Source organism: Halomonas sp. ABH4_019, assembly GCF_056159885.1.
In genome coordinates this window covers 440,018-455,155 of record NZ_JBSWWC010000004.1, presented here as the reverse complement: position 1 = coordinate 455,155, position 15,138 = coordinate 440,018, and the positions used below count along the sequence as shown (strand labels likewise).

Genomic DNA, 15,138 nt, shown 5'->3' with positions numbered 1-15,138 from the left:
TGGGGGCAGTAGAATACGCAACCGTTGTCACGGCGAACATCGCCGAGCACAGTAGGACCATAGCTCAGTTGGTTAGAGCGCCACGTTGACATCGTGGAGGTCGGCGGTTCAAATCCGCCTGGTCCTACCATCTCGACATCGCCAGCAGGACCATAGCTCAGTTGGTTAGAGCGCCACGTTGACATCGTGGAGGTCAGCGGTTCAAATCCGCTTGGTCCTACCAGATTCCCGAAACGCCCCGTGCCTCAGGCACGGGGCGTTTTCGTATGCTTGCATGGCACGCCCGGCCTGCCCGGCGGTGGCCGGGCAGGGCGGGGCGGGGCGCTAGTTCAGATCCGTGTGTTCGATGAAGACCCGTACCAGGGTCTCCAGGCCTTCCTGGTCCTCGGCGGTGAAGCGTCCGCGCTCGGGGCTGTCGAGGTCGAGCACGCCCCACAGGCGATCATCGATCACCACCGGAATCACCAGTTCGGCCCGGGAGGCGGCGTCGCAGGCGATGTGATCGGCGATGGCGTGCACGTCGTCGACGCGCTGGGTCTCCCGCGTGCGGGCCGCGGCGCCGCAGACACCCTTGTCGAACGGGATGGGGTGGCAGGCGGGCTTGCCCTGGAAGGGGCCCAGGCCGAGCATCCGGGGCTCGCGCTGCAGGTAGAAGCCGGCCCAGTTGAGCCCGGGGATCTCCTGCATGATGAAGGCGCAGGTCTGGGCGCTGTTGGTCAGCCAGTCCCGGGTATCCAGCAGGGCGCCGAGCTGGCGGGCGAGCAGGGCATAGTCGCTCATGGTCTCTCCTCCAACGAGCGGGGCCGGCACAGCGGCCGGCCCCTTCGGTAGCGTGATCGCGCGGCGAGGCGCGATCGCGTGGCTTACTCGGTCTCGGTCCACCCGGGCACCGCGGCGCCCTTGAACAGCTCCTCGGCCTTGGCGGCGACCTCGTCGGTCTGGTAAGCCTCGACGAGCTGCTGGATCTCCTCGCGCTCTTCGTCACCGGCGCGCACGGCGATCAGGTTGACGTAGGGCGAGTCGGGGCCTTCCTTGATCAGGGCGTCGTCCAGGCTCAGGCCGGCCGGCTGGGCGAAGGTGTTGTTGATGAACGCCATGTCCACGTCGGGCAGCACGCGGGGCAGCTGGGCGGCCTCGATCTCGCGGAAGTCGAAGTCGCGGGGGTTCTCGACGATGTTGAGTGGGGTGGCCTCGAGGTTGGCCGGATCGTCGAGGGTGATCATGCCCTGCTCGTGCATCAGGATCAGCGAGCGGCCCTCGTTGGTCGGGTCGTTGGGCAGGGCGATGGTGGCCCCGTCCGGCAGCGCCTCGATACTGTCGTATTTCTCGGAGTAGGCGCCGATCGGATAGACGAAGGTGCGGCCGGCGATGGCGAAATCGTAGCCGCGGTCGTCGATCATCGACTGCATGTAGGGCTCGTGCTGGTAGGCGTTGGCGTCCAGGCTGCCGTCGGCCAGCGCGGCGTTGGGCGTGACGTAGTCGGTGAACTCGATGATCTCGACCTCCAGGCCGTACTCGCGTTCGGCGATGTCCGCCGCGACCTGCATGACATCGGTCTCGGGCCCGGCCACGGTGCCCACCTTGATGCCGTGCTCGTCGGCGTTGGCCTGGCCGATCGCCAGGGTCAGGGCGGAAGCGGCGAGGCCGCCGATCAGGATGTTGCGCATATAGTGAGCCTCCTTCTGTTTCGTCTCGATATTAATGTAATAAGCAGGTTGTCTTAAATAGCTTTCAGTTATTAATTCGATGTGGCCTTGCGGAGGCTCTGATTTACGTAGCGAGCGACGACAGGCGGGGGCGCCGAGCCTGGTCGCCGCCGGAGCGCAGCTTCCGGAGTGTAGTCCGCTACATGAGGAACGACCGGGTCGGCGCACCGGCACCGCCGGTGGCCAGGATGGCTAGGTTCGTTCCCGACGAACCAACGCACTTCCCACCTCCATATGGGTCGTCGAGCGCAGCAGTAAATCAGTGTCCTCCTTTACTTGTGGTCGCTCTTGCGCACCAGGTAATCCCCCAGGCTCTGGAAGCCCTGCACCATGACCACCAGGATCACCACGGTGATCAGCATGATGGTGGGGTTGAAGCGGTTGTAGCCATAGCGGATGCCCAGGTCTCCCAGGCCGCCGCCGCCCACCGCGCCGGCCATGGCGGAATAGCTGACCAGGGTGACGATGGTCACGGTGAGGGCGGTGAAGATGCCGCCCCGGGCCTCGGGCAGCAGCACCTTGGCGATGATCTGCCAGGGCGTGGCGCCCATGGACTGGGCGGCTTCGACCAGTCCCGGGGAGATCTCGTTCAGGGCGCCCTCGACCAGCCGCGCCACGAAGGGAATGGCGGCGATGGTCAGCGGCACCACGGCGGCGTTGGTGCCGATCGAGGAGCCGACCAGCGCGCGGGTGAAGGGAATGATGGCGACCATCAGGATGATGAAGGGCACCGAGCGGCCGACGTTGGTGATGATGCCCAGCACGCCGTTGAGCACCGGCTGGGCGAGGATCTGGCGCGGCCGCGTGACGTAGAGCAGCACGCCGAGCGGGATGCCCAGGGCCGCCGAAATCAGCCCGGAGATCGCCACCATGTAGAGGGTGTCGAGGGTGGCCTCGAGGATCAGTTCAAGCATCGCGCTGGACATGGCCGAGCACCTCCACCTGCAGGTCGTGGGTTTCCAGGAAGGCGATAGCGCGGCGCGTGTCCTCCGCGCCGCCCATCAGTTCGGCGATCATCAGCCCCAGGGTGCGGTCCTGGATCGACTCCACCTTGGCCTGGAGAATGCTGACGTCCACGCCGCACTCGCGTGCCAGGCGGGAGATCAGCGGGGTCGAGACGGCGTCTCCGGAAAAGGCCAGGCGCACCACCGGGTGGGTATGCGCGCCGGGGGCTTCCTCGAGACGCTCGACCAGCGCCCGGGGCGGTTCGAGCTCGAGGAAGTCGTTGAGGAAGTCGCGCCCGAGCCGGGTCCGCGGGGCGGTGAAGAAGTCGCCGACGTCGGCCTCCTCGACCAGCTCGCCGCCGGAGATCAGGCTGACCCGATGGCAGATGGTCTTGACCACCTCCATCTCGTGGGTGATCAGCAGGATGGTTAGTCCGAGCTGCTGGTTGATGTCCTGCAGCAGCTCCAGGATCGAGCCGGTGGTGTGCGGGTCGAGTGCCGAAGTGGCCTCGTCGCACAGCAGCACCCGGGGGCGGCTCGCCAGGGCGCGGGCGATGGCGACGCGCTGCTTCTGGCCGCCGGAGAGCTGGGCGGGGTAGTGGCTGGCCTTGTCGGCCAGGCCGACCAGCTCCAGCAGCGGCGTGACGCGCTCACGGATCTCGGCCTTGTTCACGCCCATCAGTTCCAGCGGCAGGGCGACGTTGGCGAAGACGGTGCGCGAGGTCAGCAGGTTGAAGTGCTGGAAGATCATGCCGATGCGATGGCGGGCCTGGTTGAGGGCGTCGCCGGACAGGCCGGTGAGCTCCTCGCCGTCCACCGTGACGCTGCCCGTGGTCGGGCGCTCGAGCAGGTTCACGCAGCGGATCAGGGTCGACTTGCCGGCGCCGGACAGGCCGATGACGCCGTGGATCTGCCCCTTGGGCACGTGCAGGTCGACGGCCTTGAGGGCCTCGATGCCCTCGCGCCTGCCCTTGGTGAAGTAGGTCTTGGAAACGTTGTGCAGTTGAATCATCTGGGTCGCCAGGAGTGGCGCCGAGACGGGGAGCGGGCGATGCGTGCGGCGGGCGGAAACAAAAAAAGGCCACCCTGACGGGTGGCCATCAACGCTGGACACACCCTTTTAGCTGCACTTGCACACCGCGCGACTGGCAAGCCGTGCGACGTCGGCGCCCGCAATCCGGGTTCAAATCGGCGCCTTCAAAATGTGGGCGCAATGCTAGGTCTCGAACGGGCGTATGTCAAACGCTTTGGGCCAAGTTGGTGGCTTTCGCGCGGGCCGGCAGCGATATTCACCATTGATTCCCCCTGTGTGGCAATATTTTCTGCTTCTCCGGCTGGTGGCTAATAAAACTTCGCTCGCGCCGACGGTCCCGACGCCCTCGGCATGGACGCACCGGGCCGGGGTTTCCTACACTGAGCGACTTCCCGCCCGGCAGGGCGGTCCGACACGAGAGGGCAAGCATGTTCACAGGCATCGTCCAGGGCACCGCGGAAGTGGTCGCCATCGAGGAAGCGCAAGCCTTCCGCACCCATGTGCTGGTGCTCCCGGAGGCCTTGCGCCAGGGGCTCGAGCCCGGGGCCTCGGTGGCCCACAACGGGGTCTGCCTGACGGTCACGGCGATCGACGGTGACCGCGTCAGCTTCGACCTGATGCGCGAGACCCTGAGGGTCACCAATCTCGGTGCGCTCGGCGTCGGCGACCGGGTCAACGTGGAGCGGGCGGCGCGCTTCGGCGACGAGATCGGCGGCCACGCCATGTCCGGCCACGTGATCGCCACCGCGGACCTGGTCGAGCTCGACGAGGCACCCAACAACCGCCGGCTATGGTTCGAGCTGCCCGCGTCGCTGGGCCGCTTCCTGTTCGACAAGGGCTACATCGGCGTGGACGGGGCCAGCCTGACCATCGGCGAGGCGCGGCCGGCCACCGCCGGGCACGGTCCGCGCTTCTGCGTCGACCTGATCCCCGAGACCCTGGCGCGCACCGTGCTGGCCGACCGTCACCCGGGGGACCGGGTCAACATCGAGATCGATCCCCAGACCCAGGCCATCGTCGAGACGGTCGAGCGCGTCATGGCGGCCCGCGGCGCCTGAGGCGTTCAGACTGCGTTGGCCAGCCGACTGGCCACGCTACCGGGTGTCCCGTATACATCAGTGAGCCGTGCCGCACTCGCGCCGCGGCGTCTCGCTTCCCGGGGCGCCATCCGCTACCATGTGCGGCTTTTCTCGCCCCCAGGACGCGACATCGCCGCTAGGACGACCCTCTCATGCCGAAACGCCTGATCGCCAATCACTTCAAGCTCGCCGAACACGGCACCGACGTGAAGACCGAGGTCATCGCCGGGATCACTACCTTCCTGACCATGGCCTATATCATCTTCGTCAACCCGAGCATCCTCTCCGAGTCCGGCATGGATTACGGGGCCGTGTTCGTGGCCACCTGCCTGGCCTCGGCGGTGGGCTGCCTGATCATGGGCCTGTGGGCCAACTATCCCATCGCCCTGGCACCCGGCATGGGGCTCAATGCCTTCTTTACCTACGGCGTGGTGATGGGCATGGGGTACAGCTGGGAGGCGGCCCTGGGCGCGGTCTTCCTGTCCGGCTTCACCTTCTTCCTGCTCAGCGTGTTCCGCATCCGCGAGTGGATCATCAACGCGATTCCCATGTCCCTGCGCCTGGGGATCGCCGCCGGCATTGGCCTGTTCCTGGCGATGATCGCCATGCAGAACGCCGGTATCGTGGTGGCCAATGACGCCACCTTCGTCTCGCTGGGCGACCTGACCGAGCCGTCGGCCCTCTACGCGCTGCTGGGCTTCTTCGTGATCACCGCGCTGTCCCACCTGCGCGTGACCGGGGCGGTGATGATCGGCATCCTGGGCATCACCGTGCTGGCCATCCTGCTCGGCCACAACGAGTTCGGCGGCCTGGTCTCCATGCCGCCCTCCATCGCGCCGACCCTGATGCAGCTCGACCTGGCCGGCGCCTTCGATATCGCCATGTTCAGCGTGGTGTTCGCCTTCCTGTTCGTCGACCTGTTCGACACCTCCGGCACCCTGATCGGTGTCGCCCACCGCGGCGGCCTGCTGGACGAGCAGGGCAAGCTACCGCGCATCGGCCGCGCCATGATGGCCGACAGCGGCGCGTCCATGGCCGGCGCCGCGCTCGGCACCTCGACCACCACCAGCTACATCGAGTCCACCGCGGGCATCGTCTCCGGCGGGCGCACCGGCCTGACCGCCGTGGTGGTGGCCGTGCTGTTCCTGATCAGCCTGTTCTTCGCCCCGCTGGCCGGTTCCATTCCGGCCTATGCCACCGCCGGCGCGCTGCTCTACGTGGCGGTGCTGATGGCCGGCAGCCTGGCTCACGCCGACTGGAATGACGCCACCGAGGCGGCTCCGGTGCTGATCGCCGCCCTGGCCATGCCGCTGACCTTTTCCATTGCCGAGGGCATCGCGCTGGGCTTCATCAGCTATGCGGCCATCAAGGCACTGTCCGGCCGCTTCCGCGACCTGAACCCGGCCGTGGTGATCCTGGCGCTGATCTTCTGCGCCAAGTTCCTGTTCCTCGACTGACACCGACCGACGAGAATCGCGATGAGCATCTACGGCGACTACATCAAGTCCGTCATCCGCACCGTCCCCGACTGGCCGCAGCCGGGGGTCAACTTCCGCGACATCACGCCGTTGCTACAGAACAGCGCGGCCTTCCGCAAGCTGGTCGACAGCTTCGTGCATCGCTACCAGGAGATGGACCTCGACGCCATCGCCGCCATCGATGCGCGGGGCTTCATCGTCGGTGCGCCCCTGGCCTACGAGCTGGGCTGCAGCTTCGTGCCGGTGCGCAAGAAGGGCAAGCTGCCGTTCAAGACCATCAGCGAGACCTACACCCTGGAATACGGCGAGGCCGAGGTCGAGCTGCACAGCGACGCCTTCCGCGAGGGCGATCGGATCCTGGTGGTCGACGACCTGATCGCCACCGGCGGCACCATGCTGGCCGCCGCCAAGCTGATCACCCGCAGCGGCGGCCAGGTGGTCGAGACCGCCACCATCGTCGACCTGCCGGACCTGGGGGGCGCGGATCGCATTCGCGAGGCGGGCTACAGCGTCTTCGCGGTCTGTTCCTTCACCGAAGATGAGTGAGGTCGCCATGAGCCATCCGCGCTATCACCAGCATTTCACCGTCTCCTGGGACCAGCTCCATCGGGACGTCCGCGAGCTCTGCCATCGGCTGGTCGAGCGTGACTTCCAGGGCATCGTGGCCATCACCCGGGGCGGGCTGATCCCCGCCGCGCTGATCGCCCGTGAGCTCAACGTGCGGCTGATCGATACCGTCTGCATCAGTAGCTACGACGGCAAGGATCAGGGCGAGCTCGAGGTCATGAAGGGCGTGGACCACGACGGCGATGGCTGGCTGCTGGTGGACGATCTGGTCGATACCGGCAAGACCGCCCGCAAGGTGCGCGAAATGTTGCCCAGGGCGCATTTCGTGACCGTCTATGCCAAGCCTGAGGGCCGCCCGCTGGTCGACCAGTACCTCACCGAGGTGGCCCAGGATTGCTGGATCCAGTTTCCCTGGGACATGGGCGTGGCCTATGTCGAACCCCTGGCCGATCAGGTCAAGCGCTGAATCATGACGACACCGTTACCCGACAGCTGGCAGCGCTGGCTCGGCGACGAGTTCGCCGCGCCCTACATGCAGGCGCTGCGCGACTTCCTGGCCGCCGAGAAGGCCGCCAGGAAGGTCATCTACCCGCATTCCTCCGACTGGTTCCGGGCCTTCGAGCTGACGCCGCTGGACCGGGTCAAGGTGGTGATCCTGGGCCAGGACCCCTACCACGGCCCGGGCCAGGCCCACGGGCTGTGCTTCTCGGTGCGCCCCGGGGTGCGCATTCCGCCGTCGCTTGCCAACGTCTACAAGGAACTGGCCACCGACGTGGGCTTCGTGCCGGTCGATCACGGCTTCCTCGAGCACTGGGCCGGGCAGGGCGTGCTGCTGCTCAATACCTCCTTGACCGTCGAGCAGGGCAATGCCGCCTCCCACCGCGGCAAGGGCTGGGAGACCTTCACCGACCGGGCCATCGCCGCGGTCAACGCCCATGCCGAGCCGACGGTGTTCCTGCTGTGGGGCAGCCACGCCCGCCAGAAGAAGGCGCTGATCGATACCTCGCGCCACCTGGTGCTGGAGTCGCCGCACCCCTCGCCGCTCTCGGCCCATCGTGGCTTCTTCGGCAACCAGCACTTCTCGCGCGCCAACGCCTTTCTCGCCGAGCGGGGCCGCGCGCCGATCGATTGGCAACTGCCGGCTTCGCCCGGTTGAGCGTCGCCGGCCCGATCGGGCACGGCCGCCTTAACCTCGCGGCGGCTTGCGGGTAGAATGGCGCGCAATTTGCGCATGCACCGCGTGCGTCTATGCTTGCCGACGAACCACCCCGCCGAAGAGGTCCGCCCATGAGTGTCCATGCCATCCAGCATCCCCTGGTCCAGCACAAGCTGGGATTGATGCGCGAAGCCGGGATCAGCACCAAGAGTTTTCGCGAACTGGCCGGCGAGGTGGCCAAGCTTCTGACCTATGAGGCGACCCAGGACCTGGAGCTGGAGACCCAGGAGATCGACGGCTGGAGCGGCGAGCCGATCCCGGTGCAGCAGCTCAAGGGCAAGAAGACCACCATCGTTCCTATCCTGCGCGCCGGCCTCGGCATGCTGGACGGCGTCACCGACCTGATCCCCAGCGCGCGCATCAGCGTGGTCGGCCTCTACCGTGACGAGGAGACGCTGGAGCCGGTGCCGTATTTCTCCAAGTTCGCGGGCGACCTGGACGAGCGCATGGCGATCGTCATCGATCCCATGCTGGCGACCGGCGGCACCATGGTGGCGACCCTCGACATGCTGCGCGAGCGCGGCTGCCAGCACATGAAGGTGATCGTGCTGGTGGCTTCGCCCGAGGGCATCAAGCGCGTCCAGGACGCCTATCCCGAGATCGAGATCTACACCGCGGCGGTGGACGACCACCTCGACGAACACGGCTATATCGTCCCCGGGCTGGGCGATGCCGGCGACAAGATCTTCGGCACCCGCTGAGACCCTGCCTCGGGTCGGCCCTGCGCCGGCCGCCCCCGGTGAGCTCGCGCCAAGGGCTCACCGGCCCTATCCTCTCGATATCCTCCCCCCACGTCGCGATGTTCGAAAACGATCACAAAGCGACACGCCTGCGTCGTCCAACCGCTCGATGTGCCAGGCTCAACCCCCTTTGACCAAAGTTTAACCCTCTGCTTAATGCCTTGTTGGTCATGGGGTTAAGTCGCTTTTTCCTGGCCTCTGGCGAGCCGTGCGCGTTTTTTCGGTTATTTACATTTGTTGGCGTATTCGAATCTCGGTTAGGGTTCTTCCAGGCGTTCCCGAAACACCGTCAACAACAACACAGCCGAGAATGGTATGTCCCTAATCCTCGAACACATCGACCGCATGGTCGGTGGCGAGACGCACATCGACGATGTCAGTCTCGAGCTCCGGCCGGGGTCGTTCAATGTCCTGCTCGGGCGGACCCTGTCCGGCAAGACGTCGCTGATGCGGCTCATGGCCGGTCTCGATGCCCCGACCCGAGGACGCGTCCTGATGGATGGGCAAGACGTCACCGGGCGCTCGGTGCGCAAGCGCAACGTCTCGATGGTCTATCAGCAATTTATCAACTATCCCGGCCTCAGCGTCTACGACAACATCGCCTCGCCGCTCCGGCTGGCCAGGGTCGAGGGTCGCGAGATCGATCGCCGGGTGCGCGAGATCGCCGAGATGCTGCATATCGCCCCCTTCCTGGATCGCCTGCCCCTGGAACTCTCCGGGGGGCAGCAGCAGCGCACCGCCATGGGCAGGGCGCTGGTCAAGGATGCCGATATCATCCTCTTCGACGAGCCGCTGGTGAACCTCGATTACAAGCTGCGCGAGGAATTTCGCGACGAGCTGCGCGCCGTGTTCGCCGAGCGCCACTGCATCGCCGTCTATGCCACCACCGAGCCCGCCGAGGCCCTGGCGCTGGGCGGCAATACCGCCGTGCTCCACGAGGGGCGGCTGGTGCAGTACGGTCGCACGGAGGACGTCTATCACCGCCCGCGCAACGTGCTGAGCGCCGAGATGTTCTCCGAGCCGCCGATCAACATCGTCGATGGCCGGGTGTCCGACACCGAGGTCACCTTCGACAGCCAACTGCATTTCCCGATCAACGACGACCTGCGCGTGCTCCCCCCGGGGGAATATCGCTTCGGCGTCAGGGCCTCGCACATCTCGCTGACACCCCGGGCCGAGGATGACATCGAGATGCGGATGATCGTCGACCTGGCCGAGATCAGCGGCTCCGAGACCTTCCTGCACGTGCACAACGAGCGCTTCCAGCTGACGGTGCATCTCGAGGGCGTGCATGAATTCGCCGTCGACGCGCCGGTCACGCTCTACTTTCCGACCCACAAGGTGTATGCCTTCGACCGCCAGGGCGCCGTGGTGCATATCCCGTCTCATCTGGGGGGCATCTGAGATGGCCGAGATCACCCTCAAGTCGCTGGCACACAGCTACCTCGCCGCGCCTCTATCGCCCGACGATTACGCCATCCGCGAGATGGATCACGTCTGGCACCAGGGCGGGGCGTACGCCTTGCTCGGGCCCTCGGGCTGCGGCAAGTCGACCCTGCTCAACATCATCTCCGGGCTGCTGGAGCCGTCCAGCGGCGAGGTGCTGTTCGACGGCGAGCGGGTCAACGCGCTGACGCCGGAGGCGCGCAACATCGCCCAGGTTTTCCAGTTCCCGGTCGTCTACGACACCATGACGGTCTACGACAACCTGGCCTTCCCGCTGCGCAACGTGAAGACGCCCGAGGCCAGGGTCCACGAGCGGGTGACGGAGGTCGCCGAGGTGCTGGAGCTGACGGGGCAGCTCAAGCGCAAGGCCAAGAACCTCACCGCCGACGAGAAGCAGAAGGTCTCCATGGGGCGCGGGCTGGTACGCGACGACGTCTCGGCGATCCTGTTCGACGAGCCGCTCACCGTGATCGACCCGCAGCTCAAGTGGAAGCTGCGCCGCAAGTTGAAGGAGATCCACCAGCGCTTCGCGATCACCATGGTCTACGTCACCCACGACCAGCTCGAGGCCTCGACCTTCGCCGACAAGATCGCCGTGATGTACGAGGGGCAGGTGGTCCAGTTCGGCACGCCTCGCGAGCTGTTCGAGACCCCCAACCATACCTTCGTGGGCTACTTCATCGGCAGCCCCGGCATGAACTTCCTCGACGTGACCCTGCGCGATGGCCGGGTGATGGCCGGCGACACGGCGCTCTCGGTGGGGCAGGGCGTGCGACGCGCCATCGACGGCGCTCGCTCGACCAACGTCAAGCTGGGCATCCGCCCCGAGTTCATCGAGGTTCACGAGACGCCGGTGGAAGGCGGCATGGCAGCCACCGTCGAGCACGCCCAGGATCTCGGCACCTACTCCATCGTCAACCTGAGGCTCGGTGACGTCAGTCTCAAGGCGCGCATCGAGGAAGACCAGCCGACCCCGGCAGGGCAGGCCTACCTGCGCTTCCCCGATGCTCGCCTCGGCCTCTACGTCGACGAGTACCGCGTGGAGATCGACCATGACTAAAGTCCGCAACAATCGTGCGTGGTGGCTGATCCTGCCCATGCTGCTGCTGGTGGCCTTCTCGGCCATCATCCCGCTGATGACCGTAGTGAACTATTCGGTCCAGGACGTCTTCGATGCCAATACCCGCTTCTTCACCGGGACCGAGTGGTTCCGGGAGATGCTCAACGATCCGGCCCTGCAGGCGGCGCTGCTGCGCCAGTTCGCCTTCTCGCTGACGGTGTTGGCCATCGAGGTGCCGCTGGGCATCGGCATCGCCCTGATCATGCCCAGGAAGGGCTGGCAGGCCTCGGCGGTGCTGATCCTGGTGACCATGCCGCTGCTGATCCCCTGGAACGTGGTGGGCAGCATCTGGCAGATCTTCACCCGCGGCGATATCGGCCTGATGGGCTGGAGCCTGCGCGAGCTGGGCTATGGCTACAACATCACGGCGAGCCCGGTGGATGCCTGGGCGACCATCGTCCTGATGGACGTCTGGCACTGGACCCCGCTGATCGCGCTGCTCTGCTACAGCGGCCTGCGCTCGATTCCCGATGCCTACTATCAGGCGGCGCGCATCGATCGGGCCTCCAGGTGGGCAGTGTTCCGCTACATCCAACTGCCCAAGCTGACCAACGTGCTGGTGATCGGGGTGCTGCTGCGCTTCATGCACTCCTTCATGATCTACGCCGAACCCTTCGTGCTCACCGGCGGGGGGCCCGGCAGTTCGACCACCTTCCTCAGCCAGTCGCTGACCACCATGGCCATCGGCCAGCAGGATCTCGGGCCCTCCGCGGCGTTCTCGCTGATCTACTTCCTGATCATCCTGCTCGTCAGCTGGGTGTTCTACACCGCGATCATGAACATGCAGAAGGACAAGCCGGATGGGGAGGCCTGACATGACCGATTCGATGCCCACCACGCCCGATGCCGTGCGCAAGCGGGCGGCCGCCGCCGATGCCAGGCGCCGTCGCCGAGCCCGGCCGGCGAGCCGCCAGTGGCACAAGCGTGGCCTGATGGCGGCCTATATCGTCTTCGTGCTGCTGCCGATCTACTGGCTGCTCAACATGTCGTTCCAGTCCAACACCGAGATCCTCGGTGGGCTGACGCTGTGGCCCGAGGACGTCACCCTGGAGCACTACGCCAAGATCTTCACCGACTCGAGCTGGTACATGGGGTACGTCAACTCCATCACCTACGTGGTGATGAACATGGCGATCAGCATCGCGGTGGCCCTGCCCGCGGCCTATGCCTTCAGCCGCTACCGGTTCATCGGCGACAAGCACCTGTTCTTCTGGCTGCTGACCAACCTGATGGCGCCGCCGGCGGTGTTCCTGCTGCCGTATTTCCAGCTCTACTACACGGTCGGGCTCTTCGATACCCATATCGCCGTGGCCCTGGCGCACTGCCTGTTCAACATTCCCCTGGCGGTGTGGATCCTCGAGGGCTTCATGAGCAGCGTGCCCAAGGAGATCGACGAGACCGCCTTCATCGACGGCTACAGCTTTCCGAGGTTCTTCGTCAGGATCTTCATTCCCATGATCAGCTCGGGGATCGGCGTCACGCTGTTCTTCCTGTTCATGTTCTCCTGGGTCGAGCTGTTGCTGGCCAGCACCCTGACCGCTACCGATGCCCAGCCCATCGCCTCGGTGATGACCCAGACCAAGGGCGCCTCGGGGATCGACTGGGGTGCGCTGGCGGCCGCCGGCACCCTGACCATCCTGCCGGGCATCGTCGTCGTCTACTTCGTGCGCAACCACATCGCCAAGGGCTTCGCCCTGGGCCGGACCTGAGGAGGACAAGGTATGGAATGGATGGTCTGGACCACCCCGACCATGATCTTCTTCGCGACCATCGCCGCCATCCTGGCCGGCATGACCGCCTGGGAGGTCGCCTCGCCCTCGGTCGAGCGCAAGGGCTTCCTGCCGATCACGACCACGCGGGGCGACCGGCTGTTCGTCGGCCTGCTCTCCGCCGCCTATATCCATCTGCTGGTGGTGGGGTTCTCGCCGCTGAGTATCTGGGTGGCCCTGGGAGCCTCCATCCTGTGGATGCTGGTACTGATGCGCTGGGGCTGACAGCGACGATGGAGCGGGACGTTCATGGAAGAACGATCACGGAAGAACGATCACAACAACCGATGAGGTCTATATGAAAGCGACAACAATGCGACTCTCTCTGCTGACGGCCGGCGTCATGCTGGCGAGCGGCTCCCTGCAGGCCGATGATCACGACGCCCGGGCCATCGCCGAGCGGCTGGTCGATGAGCACTTCCAGGAGTCGACGCTGACCCGCGAGCAGCAGATCGAGGAACTGCTGTGGTTCGCCGAGGCGGCCGAGCCGTTCCGGGGCATGGAGATCAACACCGTCGCCGAGGGCCTGACGACCCATATCTACGAGCGCGACGTGCTCGCCGAGGCCTTCGGCGAGCTGACCGGCATCGACATCACTCACAACATCATCGGCGAGGGTGATGTGGTGAACAACATGCAGACGCAGATGCAGTCGGGCCGCAACATCTACGACGGCTACGTCAACGACTCCGACGCGATCGGCACCCACATTCGCTATGGCGCCACCGTGAACCTCTCGCGGGCGATGGACAACGAGTGGGCCGACTTCACGCTGCCGACGCTGGACCTCGACGACTTCATCGGCCTGCAGTACGGCACCGGCCCGGACGGCAGCGTCTACCAGCTGCCCACCCAGCAGTTCGCCAATCTCTACTGGTTCCGCTACGACTGGTTCCAGCGCGAGGACCTGCAGTCGCAATTCCGCGAGATCTACGGCTATGACCTGGGCGTGCCGACCAACTGGACCGCCTACCAGGACATCGCCGAGTTCTTCACCGAGCACGTCGGCGAGATCGACGGCACCAAGGTCTATGGCCACATGGACTATGGCCGTCGCGATCCCTCTCTGGGCTGGCGCTTCCACGACTCCTGGCTCTCCATGGCCGGCATGGGCAGCCCCGGGGTGCCCTTCGGCAACCCGGTCGACGACTGGGGGATCCGCGTCAACGAGCAGAGCGAGCCGGTGGGGGCCAGCGTCAGTCGCGGCGGTGCCACCAATTCGCCGGCCTCGGTGTTCGCCGTCACCAAGATGGTCGACTGGCTCGACAAGTATGCGCCGCCCGAGGCCAGCGGCATGACCTTCGGCGAGGCGGGGCCGGTACCGGCCCAGGGCAACGTGGCCCAGCAGATGTTCTGGTATACCGCCTTCACCGCCGACATGACGGACCCGGAGCTGCCGGTGACCGACGAGCAGGGCAACCCGAAGTGGCGCATGGCGCCGTCGCCCACCGGGCCTTACTGGGAGGAGGGCATGAAGGTCGGCTACCAGGACGTGGGGGCCTGGACCTTCTTCGACTCCACCCCCGAGGATCGGCGCACCGCCGCCTGGCTGTTCGCCCAGTTCACGGTTTCCAAGACGGTCTCCCTCGAGAAGCTGATGGCCGGCCTCACGCCGATTCGCCAGTCCGACATCTTCTCCGAGCAGATGACCGAGATGGCGCCCAAGCTGGGCGGCTTGGTGGAGTTCTATCGCAGCCCCAACGAGTCCCAGTGGACGCCGTCCTCCACCAACGTGCCGGACTATCCGCGCATGGCACCGCTGTGGTGGCAGAATCTGTCGCCCGCCGTCAGCGGGGACATCTCGCCCCAGGAGGCCCTCGACAACCTGGCCGGGGATCTGGACAGCATCATGGCGCGGTTGGCCCGGGCCAAGGTCTTCGCGACCTATTCCCCGAACCTCAACGAGGAGCGCGACCCCCAGTACTGGCTCGACCAGCCCGGCTCGCCCAAGGCCAAGCTGGACGACGAGATGCCCCAGGGCCATACCGTGCCCTATGACGAGATGATGGAGGAGTGGATGTCCGCCGGCACGCGCTGAGG

The 15,138-nt window shown here is 66.0% G+C and carries 16 protein-coding genes and 2 tRNA genes; 14 read left to right on the top strand and 4 right to left on the bottom strand.

What is annotated here, in order from left to right; all coding sequences use genetic code 11:
- The first annotated feature begins 53 nt into the window (after nt 1-53).
- Nucleotides 54-130, top strand: a tRNA-Val gene (locus ACXAFN_RS17930).
- A 16-nt stretch (nt 131-146) separates the two neighbouring features.
- Nucleotides 147-223, top strand: a tRNA-Val gene (locus tag ACXAFN_RS17925).
- Between the two features lie 101 nt (nt 224-324).
- Here ACXAFN_RS17925 and ACXAFN_RS17920 read toward each other — a convergent pair.
- From ACXAFN_RS17920 to ACXAFN_RS17905, 4 genes are all read right to left on the bottom strand, one after another.
- The gene (locus ACXAFN_RS17920) at nt 325-780 is read right to left on the bottom strand and encodes a GAF domain-containing protein (RefSeq protein ID WP_474990996.1); all 456 of its coding nucleotides are present in this window, start codon (nt 778-780) and stop codon (nt 325-327) included.
- An 83-nt stretch (nt 781-863) separates the two neighbouring features.
- Complete coding sequence (locus ACXAFN_RS17915) at nt 864-1,667, bottom strand: MetQ/NlpA family ABC transporter substrate-binding protein (RefSeq protein WP_474990994.1); 804 nt, start codon at nt 1,665-1,667, stop codon at nt 864-866.
- Between the two features lie 311 nt (nt 1,668-1,978).
- Nucleotides 1,979-2,632, bottom strand: a complete 654-nt coding sequence (locus tag ACXAFN_RS17910) for a methionine ABC transporter permease (RefSeq protein ID WP_474990992.1) — start codon at nt 2,630-2,632, stop codon at nt 1,979-1,981.
- Complete coding sequence (locus ACXAFN_RS17905) at nt 2,613-3,662, bottom strand: methionine ABC transporter ATP-binding protein (RefSeq protein ID WP_474990990.1); 1,050 nt, start codon at nt 3,660-3,662, stop codon at nt 2,613-2,615. The genes ACXAFN_RS17910 and ACXAFN_RS17905 overlap by 20 nt, the downstream gene beginning before the upstream one ends.
- A 449-nt stretch (nt 3,663-4,111) precedes the next feature.
- On the opposite strand from ACXAFN_RS17905, the gene ACXAFN_RS17900 reads away from it, so the two are divergent.
- The 12 genes from ACXAFN_RS17900 (at nt 4,112) to ACXAFN_RS17845 (ending at nt 15,136) form a co-directional block, all read left to right on the top strand.
- Nucleotides 4,112-4,741, top strand: a complete 630-nt coding sequence (locus ACXAFN_RS17900; protein ID WP_474990988.1) for a riboflavin synthase subunit alpha — start codon at nt 4,112-4,114, stop codon at nt 4,739-4,741.
- A gap of 173 nt (nt 4,742-4,914) precedes the next feature.
- Entirely contained in the window at nt 4,915-6,219 is a 1,305-nt protein-coding gene (locus ACXAFN_RS17895) for an NCS2 family permease (RefSeq protein WP_474990986.1), read from the top strand.
- A gap of 21 nt (nt 6,220-6,240) precedes the next feature.
- Nucleotides 6,241-6,786 carry an adenine phosphoribosyltransferase gene (locus ACXAFN_RS17890; protein WP_474990984.1) on the top strand — a complete coding sequence of 182 codons (546 nt, stop codon included), beginning with the start codon at nt 6,241-6,243 and terminating at the stop codon, nt 6,784-6,786.
- Between the two features lie 7 nt (nt 6,787-6,793).
- Complete coding sequence (gene gpt / locus ACXAFN_RS17885; protein ID WP_474990982.1) at nt 6,794-7,273, top strand: xanthine phosphoribosyltransferase; 480 nt, start codon at nt 6,794-6,796, stop codon at nt 7,271-7,273.
- Nucleotides 7,274-7,276: 3 nt separating this feature from the next.
- Nucleotides 7,277-7,963 carry a uracil-DNA glycosylase gene (gene ung / locus ACXAFN_RS17880; RefSeq protein WP_474990980.1) on the top strand — a complete coding sequence of 229 codons (687 nt, stop codon included), beginning with the start codon at nt 7,277-7,279 and terminating at the stop codon, nt 7,961-7,963.
- A gap of 131 nt (nt 7,964-8,094) precedes the next feature.
- Entirely contained in the window at nt 8,095-8,724 is a 630-nt protein-coding gene (upp, locus tag ACXAFN_RS17875; protein WP_474990978.1) for a uracil phosphoribosyltransferase, read from the top strand.
- A 354-nt stretch (nt 8,725-9,078) separates the two neighbouring features.
- Nucleotides 9,079-10,167 (top strand): ABC transporter ATP-binding protein, encoded by a 1,089-nt coding sequence (locus ACXAFN_RS17870; protein ID WP_474990976.1) that lies wholly within the window; start codon nt 9,079-9,081, stop codon nt 10,165-10,167.
- A 1-nt stretch (nt 10,168) separates the two neighbouring features.
- Entirely contained in the window at nt 10,169-11,269 is a 1,101-nt protein-coding gene (locus tag ACXAFN_RS17865; RefSeq protein ID WP_474990974.1) for an ABC transporter ATP-binding protein, read from the top strand.
- Nucleotides 11,262-12,143, top strand: a complete 882-nt coding sequence (locus tag ACXAFN_RS17860; protein ID WP_474990972.1) for a carbohydrate ABC transporter permease — start codon at nt 11,262-11,264, stop codon at nt 12,141-12,143. Before ACXAFN_RS17865 ends, ACXAFN_RS17860 begins: the two co-directional genes overlap by 8 nt.
- A gap of 1 nt (nt 12,144) precedes the next feature.
- Entirely contained in the window at nt 12,145-13,038 is an 894-nt protein-coding gene (locus tag ACXAFN_RS17855) for a carbohydrate ABC transporter permease (protein WP_474990970.1), read from the top strand.
- Nucleotides 13,039-13,050: 12 nt separating this feature from the next.
- On the top strand, nt 13,051-13,323 hold the full coding sequence (locus ACXAFN_RS17850; protein ID WP_474990968.1) for a DUF2160 domain-containing protein: 273 nt from the start codon (nt 13,051-13,053) through the stop codon (nt 13,321-13,323).
- 88 nt (nt 13,324-13,411) lie between these two features.
- Entirely contained in the window at nt 13,412-15,136 is a 1,725-nt protein-coding gene (locus tag ACXAFN_RS17845; protein ID WP_474990966.1) for an ABC transporter substrate-binding protein, read from the top strand.
- The last annotated feature ends 2 nt before the right edge of the window (nt 15,137-15,138 follow it).

What these genes read in the sequence shown, in the direction of transcription:
- ACXAFN_RS17920 (WP_474990996.1), bottom strand. Translation starts at nt 780, where the DNA reads ATGAGCGACTATGCCCTGCTCGCCCGCCAGCTCGGCGCCCTGCTGGAT.
- ACXAFN_RS17915 (WP_474990994.1), bottom strand. Translation starts at nt 1,667, where the DNA reads ATGCGCAACATCCTGATCGGCGGCCTCGCCGCTTCCGCCCTGACCCTG.
- ACXAFN_RS17910 (WP_474990992.1), bottom strand. Translation starts at nt 2,632, where the DNA reads ATGTCCAGCGCGATGCTTGAACTGATCCTCGAGGCCACCCTCGACACC.
- ACXAFN_RS17905 (WP_474990990.1), bottom strand. Translation starts at nt 3,662, where the DNA reads ATGATTCAACTGCACAACGTTTCCAAGACCTACTTCACCAAGGGCAGG.
- ACXAFN_RS17900 (WP_474990988.1), top strand. Translation starts at nt 4,112, where the DNA reads ATGTTCACAGGCATCGTCCAGGGCACCGCGGAAGTGGTCGCCATCGAG.
- ACXAFN_RS17895 (WP_474990986.1), top strand. Translation starts at nt 4,915, where the DNA reads ATGCCGAAACGCCTGATCGCCAATCACTTCAAGCTCGCCGAACACGGC.
- ACXAFN_RS17890 (WP_474990984.1), top strand. Translation starts at nt 6,241, where the DNA reads ATGAGCATCTACGGCGACTACATCAAGTCCGTCATCCGCACCGTCCCC.
- gpt (WP_474990982.1), top strand. Translation starts at nt 6,794, where the DNA reads ATGAGCCATCCGCGCTATCACCAGCATTTCACCGTCTCCTGGGACCAG.
- ung (WP_474990980.1), top strand. Translation starts at nt 7,277, where the DNA reads ATGACGACACCGTTACCCGACAGCTGGCAGCGCTGGCTCGGCGACGAG.
- upp (WP_474990978.1), top strand. Translation starts at nt 8,095, where the DNA reads ATGAGTGTCCATGCCATCCAGCATCCCCTGGTCCAGCACAAGCTGGGA.
- ACXAFN_RS17870 (WP_474990976.1), top strand. Translation starts at nt 9,079, where the DNA reads ATGTCCCTAATCCTCGAACACATCGACCGCATGGTCGGTGGCGAGACG.
- ACXAFN_RS17865 (WP_474990974.1), top strand. Translation starts at nt 10,169, where the DNA reads ATGGCCGAGATCACCCTCAAGTCGCTGGCACACAGCTACCTCGCCGCG.
- ACXAFN_RS17860 (WP_474990972.1), top strand. Translation starts at nt 11,262, where the DNA reads ATGACTAAAGTCCGCAACAATCGTGCGTGGTGGCTGATCCTGCCCATG.
- ACXAFN_RS17855 (WP_474990970.1), top strand. Translation starts at nt 12,145, where the DNA reads ATGACCGATTCGATGCCCACCACGCCCGATGCCGTGCGCAAGCGGGCG.
- ACXAFN_RS17850 (WP_474990968.1), top strand. Translation starts at nt 13,051, where the DNA reads ATGGAATGGATGGTCTGGACCACCCCGACCATGATCTTCTTCGCGACC.
- ACXAFN_RS17845 (WP_474990966.1), top strand. Translation starts at nt 13,412, where the DNA reads ATGCGACTCTCTCTGCTGACGGCCGGCGTCATGCTGGCGAGCGGCTCC.